The organism is Bradyrhizobium sp. NDS-1 (assembly GCF_032918005.1).
GTDB lineage: Bacteria > Pseudomonadota > Alphaproteobacteria > Rhizobiales > Xanthobacteraceae > Bradyrhizobium > Bradyrhizobium tunisiense.
Genome location: NZ_CP136628.1, coordinates 2,123,741 through 2,143,358, shown reverse-complemented (window position 1 = coordinate 2,143,358; position 19,618 = coordinate 2,123,741). Strand labels below are relative to the sequence as shown.

The 19,618-nt window shown below is 59.8% G+C and carries 19 protein-coding genes, 7 pseudogenes and 1 other annotated feature; of the genes and pseudogenes, 7 read left to right on the top strand and 19 right to left on the bottom strand.

Annotated elements, in window-relative coordinates:
* Positions 1-124 precede the first annotated feature (124 nt).
* The 16 genes and pseudogenes from RX330_RS10140 to RX330_RS10070 form a co-directional block, all read right to left on the bottom strand.
* A pseudogene (locus RX330_RS10140) lies at positions 125-402 on the bottom strand (VirB8/TrbF family protein); the annotation flags it as partial.
* Positions 314-1,470, bottom strand: a pseudogene (gene trbL, locus RX330_RS10135) (P-type conjugative transfer protein TrbL); the annotation flags it as partial. The pseudogenes trbL and RX330_RS10140, both read right to left, overlap by 89 nt.
* A 106-nt stretch (positions 1,471-1,576) precedes the next feature.
* The gene (locus tag RX330_RS35690) at positions 1,577-1,951 is read right to left on the bottom strand and encodes a DUF4189 domain-containing protein (protein WP_410707329.1); all 375 of its coding nucleotides are present in this window, start codon (positions 1,949-1,951) and stop codon (positions 1,577-1,579) included.
* A gap of 377 nt (positions 1,952-2,328) precedes the next feature.
* Positions 2,329-3,089 (bottom strand): annotated as a pseudogene (locus RX330_RS10130) (IS5 family transposase).
* Positions 3,090-3,450: 361 nt separating this feature from the next.
* A pseudogene (locus RX330_RS10125) lies at positions 3,451-4,683 on the bottom strand (IS3 family transposase).
* Positions 4,283-4,399 (bottom strand) — a sequence feature (AL1L pseudoknot). It overlaps the preceding pseudogene by 117 nt.
* Before the next feature lie 889 nt (positions 4,684-5,572).
* A complete protein-coding gene (locus RX330_RS10120; RefSeq protein ID WP_410707328.1) occupies positions 5,573-5,851 on the bottom strand; it encodes a hypothetical protein in 279 nt (92 codons plus the stop codon).
* Between the two features lie 2 nt (positions 5,852-5,853).
* On the bottom strand, positions 5,854-6,213 hold the full coding sequence (locus RX330_RS10115) for a hypothetical protein (RefSeq protein WP_317242885.1): 360 nt from the start codon (positions 6,211-6,213) through the stop codon (positions 5,854-5,856).
* The gene (locus RX330_RS10110) at positions 6,210-6,464 is read right to left on the bottom strand and encodes a nitrogen fixation protein NifZ (RefSeq protein WP_317242884.1); all 255 of its coding nucleotides are present in this window, start codon (positions 6,462-6,464) and stop codon (positions 6,210-6,212) included. Before RX330_RS10110 ends, RX330_RS10115 begins: the two co-directional genes overlap by 4 nt.
* Positions 6,464-6,781: a nitrogen fixation protein NifZ gene (locus RX330_RS10105; protein ID WP_085399339.1), complete on the bottom strand. Its 318-nt coding sequence runs from the start codon at positions 6,779-6,781 to the stop codon at positions 6,464-6,466. The genes RX330_RS10110 and RX330_RS10105 overlap by 1 nt, the downstream gene beginning before the upstream one ends.
* A gap of 1,103 nt (positions 6,782-7,884) precedes the next feature.
* Positions 7,885-8,109 (bottom strand): 4Fe-4S dicluster domain-containing protein, encoded by a 225-nt coding sequence (locus RX330_RS10100; protein WP_317242883.1) that lies wholly within the window; start codon positions 8,107-8,109, stop codon positions 7,885-7,887.
* A 16-nt stretch (positions 8,110-8,125) separates the two neighbouring features.
* Positions 8,126-9,679: a nitrogenase cofactor biosynthesis protein NifB gene (gene nifB / locus RX330_RS10095; RefSeq protein WP_317243872.1), complete on the bottom strand. Its 1,554-nt coding sequence runs from the start codon at positions 9,677-9,679 to the stop codon at positions 8,126-8,128.
* A gap of 155 nt (positions 9,680-9,834) precedes the next feature.
* The gene (locus tag RX330_RS10090; protein ID WP_317242882.1) at positions 9,835-10,074 is read right to left on the bottom strand and encodes a hypothetical protein; all 240 of its coding nucleotides are present in this window, start codon (positions 10,072-10,074) and stop codon (positions 9,835-9,837) included.
* Positions 10,071-10,292, bottom strand: a complete 222-nt coding sequence (nifT, locus tag RX330_RS10085; RefSeq protein ID WP_085399342.1) for a putative nitrogen fixation protein NifT — start codon at positions 10,290-10,292, stop codon at positions 10,071-10,073. Before nifT ends, RX330_RS10090 begins: the two co-directional genes overlap by 4 nt.
* Complete coding sequence (gene nifS, locus RX330_RS10080) at positions 10,289-11,482, bottom strand: cysteine desulfurase NifS (RefSeq protein WP_317242881.1); 1,194 nt, start codon at positions 11,480-11,482, stop codon at positions 10,289-10,291. Before nifS ends, nifT begins: the two co-directional genes overlap by 4 nt.
* A gap of 18 nt (positions 11,483-11,500) precedes the next feature.
* The gene (locus RX330_RS10075; protein WP_317242880.1) at positions 11,501-11,770 is read right to left on the bottom strand and encodes a NifU family protein; all 270 of its coding nucleotides are present in this window, start codon (positions 11,768-11,770) and stop codon (positions 11,501-11,503) included.
* A 39-nt stretch (positions 11,771-11,809) separates the two neighbouring features.
* Complete coding sequence (locus RX330_RS10070) at positions 11,810-12,130, bottom strand: iron-sulfur cluster assembly accessory protein (RefSeq protein WP_317242879.1); 321 nt, start codon at positions 12,128-12,130, stop codon at positions 11,810-11,812.
* Positions 12,131-12,447: 317 nt separating this feature from the next.
* Here RX330_RS10070 and RX330_RS10065 point away from each other — a divergent pair, with 317 nt between their 5' ends.
* Positions 12,448-13,038 carry a hypothetical protein gene (locus RX330_RS10065; protein WP_317242878.1) on the top strand — a complete coding sequence of 197 codons (591 nt, stop codon included), beginning with the start codon at positions 12,448-12,450 and terminating at the stop codon, positions 13,036-13,038.
* Between the two features lie 389 nt (positions 13,039-13,427).
* Positions 13,428-13,762: pseudogene (locus tag RX330_RS10060) on the top strand (hypothetical protein).
* Here RX330_RS10060 and RX330_RS10055 read toward each other — a convergent pair.
* Entirely contained in the window at positions 13,759-13,968 is a 210-nt protein-coding gene (locus RX330_RS10055) for a hypothetical protein (RefSeq protein WP_317242877.1), read from the bottom strand. The pseudogene RX330_RS10060 and the gene RX330_RS10055 sit on opposite strands and share 4 nt — an antisense overlap.
* A 255-nt stretch (positions 13,969-14,223) precedes the next feature.
* On the opposite strand from RX330_RS10055, the gene RX330_RS10050 reads away from it, so the two are divergent.
* The gene (locus RX330_RS10050) at positions 14,224-14,412 is read left to right on the top strand and encodes a class I SAM-dependent methyltransferase (protein ID WP_317242876.1); all 189 of its coding nucleotides are present in this window, start codon (positions 14,224-14,226) and stop codon (positions 14,410-14,412) included.
* Positions 14,413-14,457: 45 nt separating this feature from the next.
* Positions 14,458-14,805: a hypothetical protein gene (locus RX330_RS10045; RefSeq protein ID WP_317242875.1), complete on the top strand. Its 348-nt coding sequence runs from the start codon at positions 14,458-14,460 to the stop codon at positions 14,803-14,805.
* Positions 14,806-14,810: 5 nt separating this feature from the next.
* Here RX330_RS10045 and RX330_RS10040 read toward each other — a convergent pair.
* Positions 14,811-15,981 (bottom strand): ISAzo13 family transposase gene (locus RX330_RS10040; RefSeq protein WP_410707531.1). Its coding sequence is split into 2 segments (ribosomal slippage): positions 14,811-15,227 and positions 15,229-15,981, totalling 1,170 coding nucleotides; the frame shifts between segments, so codons are not numbered across the junction.
* Between the two features lie 167 nt (positions 15,982-16,148).
* Positions 16,149-16,340: pseudogene (locus RX330_RS10035) on the bottom strand (HesB/IscA family protein); the annotation flags it as partial.
* On the opposite strand from RX330_RS10035, the gene RX330_RS10030 reads away from it, so the two are divergent.
* The 3 genes and pseudogenes from RX330_RS10030 (at position 16,339) to RX330_RS10020 (ending at position 19,599) form a co-directional block, all read left to right on the top strand.
* Positions 16,339-16,566: a hypothetical protein gene (locus RX330_RS10030; RefSeq protein WP_317242874.1), complete on the top strand. Its 228-nt coding sequence runs from the start codon at positions 16,339-16,341 to the stop codon at positions 16,564-16,566. The pseudogene RX330_RS10035 and the gene RX330_RS10030 sit on opposite strands and share 2 nt — an antisense overlap.
* Positions 16,567-16,616: 50 nt before the next feature.
* Positions 16,617-18,293 (top strand): ATP-dependent Clp protease adaptor ClpS, encoded by a 1,677-nt coding sequence (locus tag RX330_RS10025; protein WP_317242873.1) that lies wholly within the window; start codon positions 16,617-16,619, stop codon positions 18,291-18,293.
* A gap of 534 nt (positions 18,294-18,827) precedes the next feature.
* Positions 18,828-19,599: pseudogene (locus RX330_RS10020) on the top strand (IS5 family transposase).
* Positions 19,600-19,618: the final 19 nt, after the last annotated feature.

Below are 19,618 nucleotides of genomic sequence, written 5' to 3'. Positions count from 1 at the left end.
ACCTCCGCTCGCGGGCACATGGTTCTCGTCGCTGGTCTCAGTGGGGCGGGCAAGGACACCCTCATCGACTACGCCCGCACGCTTTTAGAATTCGATCCCTGCTTTCAGTTCGTCCGCCGGTTCATCGCCAGTCGGCCGCAGCCGGCGCCATGGCTTGCGCCTCGCCGAGCTTGTCGACCTGTACACCCAGCGAACGACGGTGCCGTGCGTGGACTGCCAGACGAGCCCACCGACGAGGCCGAAAGCCACGATCAGCGAACCGAAGGCCATCAGCCGCCAGTTCTTAGCTTGCACGCGGGCCGAGCCGATGCGCTCATTCCAAACCTGCGCCGCGCGCTGGTACGGAGTTGCGGGTTCGGGCGTGCGGCCGTAGCGGACCGACGATCGCCGAAAGACTGACATTCGTTATTTCTCCTCCCGAGAGGTCGACGGAGTGGCCGCCGCCATGGCTATCGCCGGATCTGAGGGCTTGCGCGGCGGACTGCGCGCCGTGAACAACCGCCTCATTGCGTTTCATGCGCTGGACCCAGGCGGGCAAACCTCGCTCGCTCCTTGGGAAGCGGCTCCCTCTTGCGGCCTCGCCACCCTCAACGACTCCCATAGTCGAGGAGCCACCCGTGTTGGCGAAACTGGCGCGGGCGCCTGAGGCGAAGCTCTCCTGCATTGCCCGGTTGCTTGCTCGGCGGCGCGCCTGACGAGTGCGGCGACAGCGCTGGCCGCCGCACGCCCCGCGCCGCTAAAGCCGGACGCAACGCGGCCCGCGCTGGACCGAACGGCCGAGGCGAGGCTGTAGGGGGAGGACACGCCTTCCGCCATCGCCGCACCACCACGCGCGGCGGCCGCCATCGCTCCCCTTCCGGCGAGAGCGAGCGAAGCGCCGCCCGCCATCGCCGCGCCGGCGACGGCGAGGCTAGTTCCGACAGCAGCGCCCGCGCCAAGCTGCGGCGCGCCGGAGAACAGACCGTTAGCGATGCCCGGCGCCGGGGCCGAGCATGGCGAGTGCGGCGAGCACGACAGAAAGCGTCTGCTCGATCGTCGGCTGGCAGCCGCCATAGGTGGTGGTGAACTGCGAGACAGTCCGGTGCCGATGCCGACGATGACAGCGAGCACCATCACCTTCACGGAGGCGACGACATTGCCCAGCACCTTCTCGGCGAGAAAGGCAGTCTTGTTGAAGAGGGCAAAAGGAAAGAGGATGAAGCCCGCGAGCGTTGTCAGCTTGAACTCGATCAACGTGACGAATAGCTTCACCGCCAGAATGAATAAGCGATCAGGACCAGGCGCCAGGACACCATCAGGACCGCAACCTGGACGAAGTTCGCAAAGAAGCTGGTGAAGCCCACCATCTGGCAGTGGGTGCCCCGCGTCGAGACCGACCTGCGCGAGCCGGCCGGGCCGCAGGAAATCGGCTGTCGAGATGGAGGAGCCGCCGGCCTTCAGGCCAAGGCCGGCGAAGCTATTGAAGATGACGCGACGCACAGAACTCTCTTCAGTCGCGGGATTCGGCTGGATATGTCTGCTGCGAATTTGGGTTCGCCTGACCTCCTTCCTTAGGGCTTTGGCTTACTGAGGGGCCTTAGTGGCAAACCCAGGCCCGCAGTTTGCAGTCCTCGTCGCCGGTCTCATTGCATCCCGCCAGCGCGCCTTGTTGCGATAGCTCCTCTTCAAATTCACCAAGTGGGTGGGACCACCACCCACGTCCCAGCCGGCGTCCATTGCCTATGGCAACGGCGGCGCAAGCGTTCCTTTCGTAAGCTTCGATTTGGCAATCCGAGCCGCCCTTGCGGCGACAGTCGAGCAGGGCCCACCGTTTAGCGTGCTTTTGTGATCTACACCCGTGCGAGACACCGACCACGTCATCTGGTTTGGAGTATGCGATGGCCCCGGAGCCGGCGAACGCGGTAGTGTTTGAAATGAACAGCGCGAGGACGCCGATTATTAGTTTACGCATTCACTTTTCTCCATTCGGATTTGAGCATCGCACCGATTGGCGCCTATTGCCCTACGGCGAGATACAGCAAGGGCCGTGCCAGCGCTCCTCGCGCGCACTAAGCGCCTGATTGTGCTTTGAAACTTTGAAACAGTTCGCGATGCGCAAACGGCGCACGGTGTTTTGAATCTCAGAGCTTTGTGCACCGCTGTCAGAAAGCGGACAAGGATCGAGGAGCTGACGCATCCGGACCTGCCCCACGGACTTGATCCGGGTTGAAGGCAATTCCCTTTTGGCAATGCGCGCGGCGCCCTGGGAGACTTGCGATGGGCTACCGCCAACTGCTGCAAGAGGATTTCACGGTCCACGCCGCGCTTACAGGAAACTAGGGTACAGACTCAATTGAGCCAATATGCGACGAGAGCGGCGAGCTGAACAGCGGCCAAGAAATTCCGGGCGAGCTTGTCGTATCATGTGGCGATGCGGCGGAAGTCCTTGAGCCGGCAAAAGCAGCGTTCGATGACATTTCGGCCTCCGTAGGCGCGTTTGTTGAAACGATGAATGACGACACGGTTGGATTTATTGGGAATGACGCGCTTGGCACCGCGACCAGCGATTTCGGCCGAAGGTTGTCCCCGTCGTACCCTTTGTCTGCGAGAAGCGCGAGCGCCAGAACATCGGGCGCGGCAGCGATGTCGGCATCCTGACTTGGGGTCAGATGCAGGACGACCGGTCGGCAAAGCGAATCGCTCAGCGCATGGAGTTTTGTCGTACGGCCTCCCCGCGAGCGGCCGATTGCCTGATTGTGCTCCCCCTTTTCCGCCGGAGGCACACCGATGAGCTTTGATCGAAGTCGAGTCGAGCGACAGCACGACGGCATCTTTGCCAAGTTTGAGCAGTGCTTGAAAGATTGCGCACCATCGTTCGCGCTTGGCCCAGCGATTAAAGCGATTGTAGATCATCGTGTAAGGACCGTTTGGCGCGGACAATCACGCCATCGCGCACCCGATTGAGCATGTGAACAATGCCGATGATGATGCGCCGGTCGTCGCCCCGAACCGGCCCCGTCAGTCCCGTCGGCAGATGAGGTTCGATACGAGCCCATTGCCTGTCATTCAACCAAAACAACCCCGCGCGCATTCTCTCGCCTCCGAATCAAGAACACGGAGGCAAGACGCGCCTTTATCAGTCGCTGATTGAAACCACGACAATCGATGAGGTCTAGGCCAAGTGAGCCGGTCTATCGGCAGACCGGTCAGCTCGCTCATCGCGCGAGCTGACCCTCGGACGCATGGACCTGGAACGATCAGCTGGCCCGGCGGTCGTAAGCCGCCTGGCCGGCACGATCACGCCGGTCAATTTCCGAAAATTGAATCATATCTCAGCGCTGGTGACCCAAGCCAATCCCCAAGGTACGTGCTTTCTGTCGTAGAGACCCCTCGGATCGCTTCATCAGCTTTGAAACCCTAGCTACAGGGGTGTGAACCGCCCCGGGTTTGCCGGAGGCCATTTGGTTTAAGTTATGCCGCCATGGCCTGTTGTTCCAGCATGGCGTAGTAACGTTGCTCGGCTTCGGCCGGCGGTATGTTGCCGATGGGCTCCAGGAGCCGTCGGTTGTTGAACCAGTCCACCCATTCTAGGGTCGCGAACTCGACGGCCTCGAAGCTGCGCCATGGTCCGCGCCGATGGATCACCTCGGCCTTGTAGAGACCGTTGATGGTTTCGGCGAGAGCGTTGTCATAGGAATCTCCGACGCTCCCGACAGAGGGCTCCACGCCGGCTTCAGCCAGGCGCTCGGTGTATTTGATAGAGACGTATTGGGCGGCCCCTGTCGCTGTGGTGCACGAGCCCGCCGCGATGGACCGGTCGTCGATCATGCAGGGCTTGCTCCAGCGCATCGAGGACGAAGCCTGCATGTGCCGTGCGCGAGGCTCGCCAGCCCACGATCCTGCGGGCATAGGCGTCGATCACAAAGGCGACGTAGACAAAGCCGGCCCAGGTCGCGACATAGGTGAAGTCGGAGAGCCAGAGAACGTTCGGTCGTGGCGCCTTGAACTGGCGGTTGACGTGATCCAGCGGGCATGGCGCGGCCTTGTCGCTGATCGTGGTCTTGACCGGTTTGCCGCGGATAACCCCTTGCAAACCCATGTCCCGCATCAGTCGCGACACCGTGCAACGGGCAACATCGAAGCCTTCGCGCTTGAGCTGCCGCCAGACCTTGCGCACGCCGTAGACGGAGAAGTTTTGATCGAAGACGCGCCGAACCTCGATCTTCAGCGCGGCGTCCTGCCTGGCGCGCGCCGACAGCCTGGCCGGATCGCGCCGCTTGGCCACATGGGCGTGGTAGGTCGAGGGGGCGATCGGCAAGACCTTGCAGATCGGCTCGACCCCATGCGCCCCACGATGATCGTCGATGAAGGCGATCATGGCTTGGACCGGCGGTCGAGCTCCGCCATCGCAAAATAGGCGCTTGCCTTGCGCAGGATCTCGTTGGCCTGCCGAAGCTCACGGTTCTCCCGTTCCAGCGCCTTCAGCTTCTCGGCCGTGTCGGTCGGAACGCCGGCCCGCTGCCCGCTATCGACCTCGGCCTTCTTGACCCAGTCATGCAGCGTCTGCGGCGTGCAGCCGATCTTGGCCGCGATTGACGTCACTGCCGCCCAGCGCGACGGGTGCTCGCTGGCGTGATCCAGAACCATCCGAACCGCGCGGGTCCGGACCTCGGGTGAAAACTTGTTCGTCGTCTTGCTCGTCATGGCTCCATCCTCTCAGGAGTTGGAGCCTCCGGCAAACCCGGGGCGGTTCAGTGCGGGCCTTAGAGTGCCCTTTGAGCAGCTTGACGTCATCCTTACTATACTCTTTGCGCTTGGTGGTTTTTGCCACGTGATGTTCTCCGATTTCGCTTTGCACATTTGCCTGTAGCGCCTTGATTTTTTGGCGTAGACGCAACTGCATCCCATTACCATATCAATCGTGATCGACAACTATCCAAGCGGGTTCTCTTCGCGATAAGAACTGGAACTACACGCGAATTTGTCCTCCCTCCATTTTTATCTGCGTGACAAACCCGATTTTCGACATGCACGTCACCCAGCTTCAACATGGAAAAAAGCCACAGAGAAGGGACGCTCGATACGTCTTCGAAAGACAACTGGAAGAGCGCTTCTAGCTTGAATGCCCCGACCTCAGCTCACCAAGACGTTCGTAGAACGATACTAGGCGCCAGTATTAAGTAGCGCTGGATCGGCCGGGACACTCGCACTGCCTCACTTGCGCGCATCATCAACCGGCCTCCACGGCGAGTGCACGGCGTTACCGCGCGAAGAACAAACGACTTGTCCTATTTTCCGAAGGAAAGCGGCTTTTTGAAAGTTCTCACAAAGGCAAATCTTGCGATACCAGATCCTCGTCGGTTGATCGAGCACGGCTCGCCCGTCCTAATTGATCTGCCGCGGTATTGTTGACCTAATTAGTAACGTTGACATACTCAGGCAATTCCGCTGCGAGGAACGATCGCCGGCCCCCCTCTCATGGACCCGACGAACGAGCGTCGTGATACTCCCCGGGCTGGTCATTACCGCATGGTAATCAACCCGCGGGCCCAGCCGTCCTGGGTGAGCTTGGAACCGGCAGGCGATTGGTTGATCATGACTTGCCAGAGCGCTTGGCCAGCACAATGCCGGTGGCACGCTGCGGATCATTCGTAATCTGTGCACACTGACCGCCACTGTCGAGCAGATGCAGCTCGAATTGTCCAACGCGGCGGAACGGCCTCTGCGTCATGTCAGAGGCTTCGCAACAAATCCAGGCGAGATGTGGAAATGTCTGCCGGAGCGTGAGGCAGGGCTCAGACGCTGTATCAATAGCGGCGAGCGTCTTCTCGATGTTCGTCAATTCGCCTGCAGCGAGCACCATCTCCATCATCCTTATTGCCAGAACAAACGTTCAGGGTCGGCGTTCAGAACCGCTGTCGCCAAGCCAAGCCGTTGATGGGTCGAATGCCACTCCCAGACGCCCTTACCGTGATCTTTGCGGAACAGCTGCCATGCCGCCCCAGTCTTATCGTGGTGCAATAGCGCGACGTCGACGAGGCCTCCGTCCGCATCGATATTGCCTGAGCAGCACAGGCTCTCGACAAGATAGCCGCCAGCAACCGGTGTTACCTTTGGCGAGACATATCGGTAGCGCTCGCGGCTCGTCAGCGCGCGCACGATCCGCCACCGGTCGAGCTCGTTGGGATGCGCAGGCAATCCGGAATGATGTTGTCTGATGATGGCGGCGTTCATTGCGCGATGTCCTGGACTGCGGAGATCTCTGCCTCGAGGCAGCCAACCACCAACTGCTTGCCGAAGTCGACCATATAGATGGGCAGGTTCGCTTCCGTATGGAGACCGACCTGGACGATCTCACCAATGTGTCCGACGCTGACCAGACACTCTTCCGCGGAGGCGTCGGGAAAGGAACCGTCGTTGAGCAGATCGATTGCCGCCTCGACACGTTGGCCTGAGCGGTATTTCGGCAACCTTGGTTCCATCATCAGGGTGCCCCTCCTGACAAGCAAGGCTCCTCGCCTCTGTTGCTTCGCGTGACTAGATCAAGCTCTTTGCGTTTCATGCCGACGCGATAGCCTGAAGCGAGGAAATCGACCCCATAAATATAAAATTGTTGCAGGAACGTACCGATCGAGACGACATAGCCAAGCTCGCCTTTCTTGACCAGAACCTCACCGATCTCCTTGCCCACATAGGTGCCGTCGTTGCGGATGGTGCGGTTGGCCCGCACCTTGTCGCCATAATCAAAGAAGGGCACGTCCGTCAACTCGACGATGTCACTATCACGGGCGATGTTGCTCATGCTGCCGTCCCTTTCCATGCTTCAACTGTGCGGCGTTGCGCGAGCGCCCGGCGTTACGGACCGCCCTATCATAATCCTCGATCAACTCCGTCGATTCCCGCACCGCCGCGCGGCTTGCGACCACGTAGTGGATGAGCCGACGGGGATGACGATGCGTCAACATCAACGCCCGGCACCCCAAAACGGATGCTTGAGGTGGCGATCCGCGAGCCCATGATTGATGTCGAGGAAGCCGCCGATGCTGCACGCGGGTCTGTCGTTGAAGCAACGAGCCTGAGCCGGCAGCAAGCAGCGCGGTTCAGCGCGACACGCGCGGCCGGCACAACCTGATTGCCCCGGCAACTGAGGGCATCGTCGATGACATCACTCATGGTCCCGCCCATCCGCTCGAGCGTGCCTCACAAACCTTGGCGCCAATCTTGTGCGCGGGACTGCGGCCCAGCAGTCTCTCGGCAACCGCCGTCCCTCCCTCGGGTTGCCCGAGACGCCTCTCCAAGTGGGCAACAAGCCTTGAGCGATAATAGCAAGACCCACGCGAGGTGCTCTCATAGCAGCCGAATTCGGGCTGGTGGCACCACCGCGCCGGTCGGCAGCAAAATCATATCCGCATCACGAACGCCTTGGCTTGACATAGGTTGACTTTCTGCGTCTTCATCGAGGTGATAGGATACCCCTGCCGTCCTGCAATTATGCTCGGCCGGCTCGACACCTTGCGACCAACACAGGGCTGGGTGAGGACGCCCTCGTTTCGCTCGGATGACCGACTGAAGAAGGCCTCTGGCATGAATGGCGCCTGTTCAAAGATGGCCGCAGGTGACTGGATTGATATCGCGGAAGACGAGTCCGCTCTTGGTGCACCCATCGGCGAAATCGATCCTCGACGTTCAAGACCGCAGCCTTCGGGCCGGCAGGAATAGCTTAACGCGTTGCCCTCGACGTTCGCGTCGCCAGAACATGGCTTAGCAATTGGCGAACACGTCGGCCACCAGGGCGAGCCGTCGTCTGAGAGGGCGACAGCCGCGGTCGCCACCTCGTCAAGGCGAAGCGTCATCCTCTCAAGTTTCTGAACCGTTCGTGTCGTGGTGACATCCATGTCGCGGTCCTCAGGCGGGCGCCCGATAGCGTGGCAGTGCTGGGTCGAGTACGCATGTGTTGTCAACTGGGCAAACCGCCACGCATTGCGGTTCGTCAAAGTGGCCGTCGCACTCGGTGCATGTCTCCGAATCGATCAGGAAAACGCCGGCTACTTCGGAAATAGCAAGATTTGGGCATTGCGTTTCGCACGCTGAACAGCCCGTGCATTGCGAGGCGATGATCTTGAACGGCATTGTCTGAACCCATTCTTCAGGCGGCGGAAATCAGCGCATTGTGGCGGGCCGGTTCGACCCGCTCAAGGTGCTTGATCTTCCGCTCATTGACTTTATCGAGATAGAGTTTGAACCAGGCGATCGTCGACGCATCGATGAACTCGCAGGCGTACTGTTCGATCGGCTCGATCCCGGCCTTGATCAATTCGGCCTTCGGGCAGCCGCCGATCTTTGACACGAATACGGCGTGGCAATCCTTGATAGCGCCGATGGCGATTGCGAGCTTGCTGTCCTCGCCATGGCCGCCCTGGCAATAGGGATGAATAGGACGATGACCAACGAATTTCGCGCCTGAAGTCGAGAGCTCGTAGATCTGGAACTCCTTGGCGTGACCGAAGTGCTGGTTGATCAATCCCGAGCCCTTGGTTGCAACCGCCACCAGCACTTTGATTTCGCTGGAAGCGCTGGCGAGCCCCGCAAGCTCCTCCTGCTTGGCCGCAAGCTTTGCGATGCGCGCTTTCTCGACTTTGGCCCGATACGCCTTTCGGGGCTGCTCGTCGTATTTGATGTCCATCGCCATGATCTTTTCTATGGTGAACTCCGAGCCGCGGTCCTCTCCGAGCAGTCCGACGGCGTCGGCCCGGCACTGACGACAATGACGCATCATGTTCATCTTGCTTTCGCAGCTATCCTGCAACGCTGTCACTTCCTGTGCGGTCGGGCCGCGTTGCCCCCTGAGACCGAACACGGTGCCGTGCTCGGGCGACGATATCAGCGGCATCACGTTATGCAGGAAAGCCCCGCGCGACTTCACAGCCTTGTTCACCTCAACCAGATGCTGATCGTTAATCCCGGGAATCATCACCGAGTTGACTTTGCACAGGATGCCGCGCGCGGTGAGCATCTCCACGCCCTGGAGCTGCCGATTGCTAAGGATGCTTGCAGCTTCAACGCCGGTGTAGCGCTTGTGGCGGTAAAAGATCCAGGGATAGATCTTTGCACCAATTTCGGGATCGATCATGTTGATCGTGATCGTCACGTGATCGATCTTGAGTCTTGCGATCGTGTCGACATGATCGGCTAGCGCAAGACCATTCGTCGAGAGGCACAGCTTGATATCTGGCGCGAGCTTGTTCACAAGCTCGAACGTCTTGAATGTCTTGTCCGGATTCGCTAGCGGATCGCCAGGGCCGGCAACGCCGACCACGCTCATCTGAGGGATCGCGGAAGCGACCGCCAGCACCTTCCTGGCGGCCTGCTCTGGCGTCAACTTCTCGCTGACAATGCCGGGGCGCGATTCGTTGGCGCAATCGTATTTACGATTGCAGTAATTGCACTGGATATTGCAGGCGGGTGCGACCGCGACATGCATGCGGGCATAATGGTGGTGCGCCTCCTCGCTGTAGCAGGGATGGTTCTTCACCTTTTCCCAGATCTCATTTGGCAGATTGCTGATGCCGGTCTGAGATCCGCAGCTCGCCTTCCCGCTGCCGCGGATAGTACCGCAGCCCTTGTGCTTAGTGACCGCTTGCATGGTCTCGCTGATCTCGCCGCCGCCGCAGGATACCTGGTGTTGCGCTGAAGTACTCATGTTTCCAATTCTATTCGCAAGCCGAACCGTTTTGGCAAGCATCCACAGCGACGTTTTCCGAAAAGCTAAGAGCAACTGGCGTGCCATGCCTGCCACAAATGACTTTTGCGGTTTGCTTCAAGTAGTTAGGTAACGCTCTCTCGAATGTCAGTTTATCAACTCATGTTGGAAAGCTGACAGAGATTGCGATCACAAGAGCGCTGGCAGCGTTGTTTTGACGACGAGTTGGCTGCTTCACCAACGCCCTTGGCAAAACGCAGGGCGGGTGGCCGGTCACGCCAGGCCCAAGCCAGGGGAATGGTGTCGCGTTCCTCCCAGGTGCCGGACCGCCCCGCCAAGAAGAGCTTCCGCATCCGCCGGTTGGCGAGGTTCTGTGGAACCGCAGCATTCATCATTCGGTTGCTTCGCCGCCGCGCTTCTTGGCGTTGACAGTGATTGGTAGGGTGGTGTCACTCGCCATCGCGGGTAGGTCGAGCACCCAGCCGTTCGCGATTCTGATCCAACCGCCCCACAGCGTCTCGTGCTCCCATTCGACGATCGGCTCCTCAAGATCCTTCTTGGGCACATAAATCGAAAGGCCCGTCTCGGGCGAACGGCGAATCATAACCTTCATGGGAGCTCCGCACGTTGTGAGCTCTCGCCCGCGCGCTCCTGATACGCACGCCACAAGGCTCTCTGTTTGGCAGTGATGTCCGGCATGACTTGCAGGACACGGTCGATCTCATCTGGCGCCGTCTCGCGCGACAGCGAGAAGCGAACCGCGCCGCGCAAAAAGGCCGGTGGTACTCTCATCGCGCGCAGGACATGGGATGGCTCCATCGAGCCGGACGCGCAGGCTGCACCGAGTGAGACGGCAATTCCGTTGTGGTTCAGGTGGTGAACGATGGCCTCTGCTTCGAGATGCTCGAAAGCAATGTTAGACGTATTTGGCAAGCGGTTCTTGACATGGCCAAGCACGATGCAACAGCCGTGAGCGAGAATGCCCTGCTCCAGCCGGTCGCGAAGGGCGCCAATCTGCATCTGGTCTTGTATGAGGTTTGCCGCAGCGAGTTCCGCCGCCTTGCCGAGTCCAACAATACCCGGAACGTTTTGGGTACCAGCGCGGCGACGCCGCTCTTGTACGCCGCCGAAAAGCAGCGGCCGGAACTTGACGTCCCTGCGCACGTACAGCGCGCCGATCCCCTTCGGACCATGGAGCTTGTGCCCGGAGAGCGACAGCATGTCGATGTCCGTAGCCTTCAGGTCAATCGGAATTCGCCCGACCGCCTGGACTGCGTCGGTGTGAAAGAGCGCGCCGACTGAGCGCGCCATCTTGGCGAGGGACTTCACCGGAAAGATCGTACCGGTCTCATTATTGGCCCACATGACCGAGGCGACTGACGTGCGCCTCGACAATGCGTTGCGATAAGTCTCGATGTCGAGTCGGCCGCTGGCATCTACCGGAATGACATGGGTCTTGATTCCTCGTCGACCCAACTCCTCGGCAAGGGACAGCACGGCCGGATGCTCAACGGCCGTTGTGACGATCTCGTCGCGCCCCTCCTGCACGGCGAGCGCAGACAGAATCGCTGTGTTAATGGCTTCAGTCCCGCCCGAGGTGAAGACGATCTCATGATCGAATGCCGCGCCAATGAGGGACTGCAGGTTCCGGCGCGCCTGTTTCAATGCGGGCGCAACCTCGCTGCCGAATGCATGTGCGGAGGACGCATTGCCGAATTGTGTAGAGAAGAACGGCAGCATCGCCGCAACGACCAACCGATGTGCGCGGGTCGTCGCGTTGTTATCCAGGTAGATCGGCCGCACGGACTGTCCGCTCTGCACTTAATGTCGCCCTTTGGCAGCTCCGCGCAGCGGGATCAGGCGGACGAACTCGCCGAGCCGCTCGATCAGACGCGCCTGAATGGCCGCGACCGTCGTGCCCGCAAGCTTGCATGACATGCAGGCGCCGGTCAGCCTGACGATGAGCTCACGATCTCCACGATCACGCCTGAGGCTCGCCCGATTCTCATCGAGCACGGCTCCGACAATTTGCTCGCAATCGGAAGGCTCAGAAATCGGAGGCTGCTTCGTTGGTGCAGTCTTGATGCCCATGTTTCGAAGCCCTTCTATTGCGGATGGTCGAGGACAGGCTCACCTGCACGGCTTGTCGCAGGAGCAGCTCGACTTGGCATTTGGATTGTCGAATCGGAACCCCGATCCTTCGGGCGACACCACGAAGTCGATCGTGGTACCGTTGAGGTGCTCTTGGGTCGCGCTGTCGACGAAGAGTTTGATGCCGTCTAGCTCGACCACGGCATCATCGGAGCTCGGCCCATGCGCGATATCCATCTTGTATGTGAACCCTTCGCAGCCGCCGCCATCGACCATGATCCGCAGGCCGCTCGCCGGCTGCCCTGTCGTGGAGATTGCGGCCCTCAATGCGTTGATGGCGTTATCCGTTAGGTTGATCATTTTTGACTCGCTTTCAGGTCTTGTCGCAAGGCACGTTTCGCAAATCCCATGCCAGTCGAGATGCAGCTGAAATGAAGGATTTGCGGGCGGCCACTGTTCGATTCACGACTTGTGTGTCGGGTTTTCGACACGAGGCTTCCCGGCCGCCGCGTCATCCGGCCAAGACCTCGCGACGGTGCCAGCACGTATCCATGCACATAGCGCCAAGCTGCCGCTTACGCCGCGGAGATAGCGTGACGGCAAACAACTTGCATAAGCGTAGCCGACACGTCGCTTTGCGCGACGCGTCACACCACGCATTGATGAGGAGCCTTTCCATGACGTCGATTGACAACACTGCTCTTGGCCCGTTGGACACGGAGGGGCGGCTATTGAATGCGGTGCTTAAGAGTGAAACAACGAAGTCGGGGCGATTTGGATTCCGGGGCGACATCGCGCTGAAGTTCCAAGCTCAGCTGGCCGACGAAAAACGACCACCGGACTATTCCATCGAACAAGTTCTTGCGATCGCGCAGGAAGGCGAGCCGACCATCCCAGTCCTTGCCGGGTATCTGCATTCCTTCGCGTATCTACCCGAGGCCGCAAAGGTGCTGGATGGCAGGCTGAGCCCCAAAGGCAGCTATTTCATCTTCTGCAACAACATCGATCTGCTCGCGAAGTACCGCGTCAAGATAGGCGACATCACCTTCCGCATTCTGCCTTGCGACGAATCAACTGTGTGGAAGGAGATGATGGACCTCGCCGGCGTCGACAAGAATGACATCAAGAAGTTCGGTACGGCCGGTAGGCTCGACTACTTGCTCGACGCGGCCAAGGACATCGGTGGATCATACAGCGATATCTCATACGAGGACGGTTTGGCCAAAATGGAGCCGGTGAAGAACAGAGGCGAAAACCGCCCGGTCTGAGGCATCGCCTCAGATCCCCTCGCCAGCTCGACGAGTCTGCCGCAGAGAGAGTCACTGCACCCAGAGTGAGTCACTGTACCGCCTCGCCTGGGACTGGCTCTGACACCCTCGTGATGGACTTCTCGGCCTATGTTTGGGAGATCACACGACCCACTCTGCTAAGCGCGTGTTGGTCATGAGTACTGTCGTCAATTACACCGAGGGGCGGCTGGCCGCGAGGGTCCGGCTGACTGCGTCCATCGGGATCGGAACATTCCAATGATGATCGGCTCATGATCGCGCTCATATTTCAGAGGGCTGATCGACGGTGTATGGATCAGCTTTGGCGTTGTGCTCCAGGCCTTTGCCGGCCTGAGCGGAGCTGGGATGTCGCACGAGGAGCAATCACTGTGCTGACGTTCAAGGAAGACCCGATCGGCACGCTCAGCGGCTGGGCGATCACCGTGCTGCGGAAAGCCGGCGCCATCCGCGAGTGCGAGGAGCACGGCTGGATGCAGGACCAGCCGGCCCGCATGCGCGCCAGCGCGCCTGCGAAATCGCTCGGTAAGATCCGCCCCAAGGAGTATCGGGGGACGAAGCTGTCGCTGAACTGGTGGAGGTGCTGGACTCGATCGGAGATACCTGCCCGAGTGCCCGCCGCTGTAGTCAACACACGCGCGAGAGGTCGAGCAGGCGGGTGGATTTCTCCTTCAGCCTCGGCTTCGGCCATCCGCGGCGTCCTTAAGGATTGCTCACGAAGGTTGCTGTTTCGATGCCGAACAGATCGAGCGAGGCAAACGGGATCAAAGCTAGCAAGCACCACAAGAAATAGAAGGATGCGATCGCTTCATAGGGCGCTATCGAGCCGACCGTGTCGGATGACAGCTTGGCCGCAGCGCGCTTCATCCTGTAAGCAGTGAAGTCGATGATTGTTGCCGAGGTCGCTGTCATCTGATTCGTCCACGCTGGATCATGGTGAGAGTTTTACCAGCATAAATCTGAGGCTGAGACCAGCTCATGCCGCATGCTAGCGCCCTTGTGGCCAACAATGGAGCTTGCGACGATGGAAAAGAGCCATGAAGCCCTGGTCGGCGATCAATTCGGATCCCGAGCCGACGCCTATTTGAAGAGCGCGGTGCATGCGCAGAGCCCGGCGTCCTCGATCTCGGTTGCGGCGGTGGTCACGTCACTTTCAATGTCGCGCCCTTGGTCAAGGAGATCGTGGCATATGATCTTTCACTGGAAATGCTGGACGTGGTCGCGCGCGCCGCGGGCGAACGCGGGCTGGAGAACGTGACGGTGCGCCAGGGCGCCGTTGAAAGCCTTCCTTTCGATGAGAATAGTTTCGATGTCGTGCTCAGCCGTTTTCAGTGCGCGCCACTGGCGCGATCTTGACGCTGGGCTGGGCGAGGCACGGCGCGTTCTGAAGGCAGGGGCACGATGGCAATCGTTGATACTGTCACGTCCAGCAATCCGCTCGTCGACACCTATTTTCAGGCGATCGAGCCCCTGCGGGATTGTTCACACGCTCGCAATTACTCGCGAGCCGAGTGGGAGGCTGCCATCGCCCGGGCGGGACTTCAAGGCCATTCCGTCGCACCGTTTCGGTTGCGGCTGGATTTCAAGGCCTGGGTCGAGCGCATGAATACGCCAAAGCTTCACGTGGATGCGATCCGATCACTTCAGAACGCAGTTTCGATTCTGGCCACCAAGCATTTCGAAACGGAAGCCGACGGCAGTTATCAAATCGACGTGGCTCTCTTCGAAGCAGTTAGGGCCCGTCCATAAATAACTCAGTCAATTCGTTTTGGAAACGATGATTTTTCGATGAGGTGAAATCGTATAGTCCAGTCGCCATGGAACGAGTGGCGGGTGAGATTGATGGCAGCCATCTGGAGATCGGAAACCTTGACGCCTTTGGGATATTTCTTTTCGTCCAGCTCGGCGCGCACCTTGAGGCCGGCATCTGTTGTCGTCGCCGCGATCAGCTGGACGATCGTGCGATAGCTACGCAGTGGCTTTCCCCGCCAGTTGATGGTGATGAAGGAGAAGAGACGATGCTCGATCTTGTTCCACTTGCTGGTGCCGGGCGGCAGGTGGCAAACCGTGATCGGCAACTTGAGCTCGTCCGCCAGTTTTTGAAGCTCGACCTTCCACAGGCGCACACGAGACCCGTTGCTGCCGCCGCCGTCGGCCGTGATCATCAGGCGTTATGGCTGTCGGATGACGCTTCTTCCCCATCGTCCGCCACCATCGGCGGATCGCATTGACCGCGAAGCTGGCGGTGTCGTGGTCCGTGCCGACGCTGACCCAGCCGACATTATTGGTGATGTCGTACACGCCGTACGGCACGGCGCGGCTTAGCTTGGGATCGATAAAGTCATGAATGTTGACGAGCTCAGGCCTGCCTTGGCGACGCGATTCCCGGCCGTTGTTCTTGAAATTGCCTACCAATTCCTTCTTCTTCGTGTCGACCGATATGACCGGTTCGTTCGCCGCCAGGACCGTCGTGGCCTGCGTGTTGATGTATTGAAACTGCGCGTCGCGATCGATGTGCTGGCCGCCTTCTCGTGTCTCGTTGTTCGCTTGCAGGCTGTAGCCCATGCCGCGCAGAAGCTCGCTGACAACCGTCGGGCAAACCTTATGACCTTCCTTCGCCAGCTCGGTCACGAGGTTACGGGTCGTCCACAACAATGGCTGCATCGGATCGCCCCGCGTCACCGGTTCGACCAGGCGCTTGAGATCGGCCGCGAGGGTTGGATCCCGGGGCGACTTCTTCTTGTGCCCGCCGCCCGCCTTACGGACACGTCCAGCCGGAACCGCCACGTTGTCGCGAATGTCAGAAAGTCCGTGATAAATCGTCGACCGCGCCAATCCGCTGATGCCGGACATCAAGCTGACCCCGCCGTGTCCCAGCGCTTTCGCCTCCAGGGCGACAGAGCGCCGGAGGCTCTGTTCATTCAGAACAGGGCCATCTCCCGATAGCGCTTACGCGCGGCGCGCGCCTGAGCGGCTCGAATCATCCCACGACGCTACGTCGCGCGACTCATCATTGTGAATCCCGGGCAAAAATCCTCGCGATCTGTGGCAATTATGACTCAGTTGTTTATGGACGGGCCCTTATTGTAGACGACGAACACCTTGACGCCGACGCGCTCGATCACGGTGTCGTCAGGCTTAGCCTCGTCGGCCAGGCTCATCCGGTATTTGAACTCGTCGCAGCCACCGGCCTCGACCATGATGCGCAGGCCGCTCGTCGGCTGCGCGGAAGCCGAGATCGCGCTCTTGAGCGCATTCACTGCGCTATCCGTCAGATTGATCATGGCTATCCTTTTTGCCTGGGTCGTTTGCATAGGAATTGGCAAGTCGCATGCCAGCGCGCCCGAGCTTGACATCGGTCACCTTGTCGAAATCGCGCCTGTTGGCTTTACGACGCGTGTAGGGTTTCTGACAAAGGTCTTCGAGGGATTGCGGCGGCTTTGCGTGTCTTCTTTAATATGGATTCCGCCGATGAAGCGTAAGGAACGCGGCGGCAAGCAATTTGCATAACTTGGTCTAAGCCGACCGAAGTGTCCGGTGATGAAGATCGGAGACCACTCATGATGAACACTGGCGAACAACTAGAACACGCAGCGGGGGTCTTTGTGGACAATATCTGCGCAGGCGGTGCGCCCATTCAGCTTGTTTTGCACAATGACGGCAAGACGACTCTCGGTTTCGTGGTACGCCTGCTGCGCGAGGTATTCGACAAACAGGAGCGGGATGCCATTGCGCTCGCCAAACTCGTCTTGCAGCATGGCAAGGCCGTCTGCGGACGCTATCCTCACTCAGTCGCAAAAGCGCTCCTCGAGGCGGCGCAAGAGCGTATCCGAGTTGAAGGATGTCCCCTGCTGATCACGGGCGAAGCCGCGGGCGAAGCGGACGCCCCCGACCTGTCCGACGTGCAATTCGAATATGCCTTCGAAGCGCTTGAGTGGCACTTCACCAATATACCGCCGAGCGAACTCGCCACTACTGTGCGGCAATTCCCGGGCCACATGCAGGCCGATGTGCAGGTCGCGATCGATAAGCTATTCGCCGATCCGGTCCGCTTCTTCGGCGCCTATGAAGAACATAGGTACGAGACGCTTTCATTCGCTCGGATGAAACGGCGTGGACAGAACGCGATTTCGCTGGTGCCGCCGCAATATCACCAGGTTGATACTGGCGAGACGGCGCCGGTCAAATGCCTGTATAATGGACTGTGGCTTTGCCGGGCGAGCGAATTTTTCTATGCCGTCGTGCTCTCTACTGAGTTAGAGTCCGAGCAAGAACCGAGGATCCGGATTGAAATCGTTGCCCCTGCGGGGTCTGGCGGCGCAGCCTTTGTTCAGCGCAGCTTTGACGAACTGGAACGGGCGGTACACGCGGCATGTTCTTATCGCGGCAAGATCCTCTCATTCGAGAAAGGTGCGGATTACAGCGGCCGCTCAAGAGGCATCATGGTGCATCGATTGGCACCAGTGAGGCGCGAGGACGTGATCTTGCGGGAACAGGCTATCAAATTGCTCGATCGCAACGTGTTGAGTTTTGTCGCCACGCGCGGCGAACTCCGCCGATTCGGCCAGTCGACCCGCAAGGGCATCCTGCTCTATGGCCCGCCCGGCACCGGTAAGACCCACACCATCCGCTATCTCGCCACCAACCTACCGGGACACACCACGCTAATCATCACCGCTGAAGAGGTCGGTGAGCTGAGCGCCTATATGGCGCTCGCGCGCCTGCTGCAGCCTACCATGGTGGTGATCGAGGATGTCGATCTTATCGCCAGCAAGCGCGACGACTTGACAACATGTGAGGAGGCCGCGCTGAACAAGCTCCTAAATGAAATGGACGGCTTGAAGGAAGACGCTGACATCCTCTTCGTGCTCACCACCAACCGTCCCGAGCAACTCGAGGGCGCCCTGGCCGGTCGCCCCGGCCGCATCGACCAGGCGATCGAGATGCCGCTGCCAGATACGACCGGCCGCGACAAGCTGATCCGGCTTTACGGCATGGGCCTGCCGCTCGAGGCGGAGATCGTAGCCGAGACGGTGCGCCGCACTGAGGGCGTCAGCGCCGCTTTCATTAAGGAGCTGATGCGACGCATTGCGCAATCATGCATCGCTCGTGACGGTGGAAACTCAGTGACCACAGCTGACATCGAGGAAGCGCTCGACGACATGCTGTTCACCGGCGGCCGCCTTAACGTGAAGCTCTTGGGTGGGGCCGGAGCGATGGCTGCGGGGTCTGAATGAAGCGAAGGGAGGAAGATCACCCGCCAAGGGCTGCGCCAACTCCCGCATGCGCCGGGTGTCGACGACGCGTCTACGATTAATGAGCAGCGAGGCGGTTCGTGAACGCGAACCGCCGCCGCAATCGCCCGCTCAACCGTCTCGCAATTCCTGTTCCATGCCGGCCTGCCCCCTACAGGCGGGCTTCGATATCACGAAGGCAGCGCCTCGCCACAGCCGACATGCAATGAGCAGAGCAGATAAGCGGTAGCATGGAACTCTTTCGGAGAGCAGGCTGGAATGGCGCACTTGTCGGACGATCAATTGGAGCTTCGCCATCCGTCAAGGAACGAGAACGGCTGCGCGATTGCAGGCGAAAAGTCCTTCAGCGAAAGCGTCCAACTGGTAGTACATGCGCATGCAGTTTTCTCCGGCCGATGGCATCGGCTGACTCATACCTCATGATGGGTCCGACGAGCCGACAAGACGCGACACCAACTCCTTAGGGTCTGTACCTAATTAGCGATCTCTGATTCCCTCGCAACGAGTTGATTCGGGCTGGGGGGATTTCGATGCGAAGGACTGTTCTGGCTCAACGACAAGCAGTGGGCTCGGATAGAACCACATCTGCCAACGAACCAGACCGGACCGGCGCGCGATGACGATCGACGCATTATCAGCGGTTATCATTCACATGCTTCAGTGCGGCGCGCGCTGGCTCGATTGCCCGCCCGACTACGGTCCTTGCACGACGGTCTACAATCGGTTCAATCGCTGGGCCAAGCGCGGACATTGGCAAGCGATCTCTGAGGCGCTCGCCCGCTGCGGCAAGGATAGCGTGACTTTGTCCATCGACTCCACCTCGATCAAGGCGCATCGTTCGGCGAGCGGCGGAAAAGGGGGAGTATGAACAGGCGATCGGCCGCTCGCGCGGTGGGCGGACCACGAAAATCCACGCACTGAGCGACCCTGACTGCAGACCTTGCGCATTCATCTAACTCCAGGCCAGGACGCAGATATTGCCGCAGCGCCAACCCTTCTGGAACTCGCGCCACCCATGTCTGCCCTCATTGGCGACAAAGGATACGACGGCGATGGCTTTCGCGCCGAAATCGTCGATCCTGGCGCCAAGCCCGTCATTCCAAACAAATCTAACACGGTCACCCTCCACAGCTTCAGCAAACGCGCTTATAAGGGGCGCAACGTCATCGAGCGCTGTTTCTGCCGCCTCAAGGATTTCAGGCGTGTCGCAACTCGCTACGACAAACTTGCCAGAAACTTCTTGGCTGCCGTCCACCTCGCCGCCATCGTCGCCTATTGGATCAATTGAGTCTAAACCCTAGCGCTAT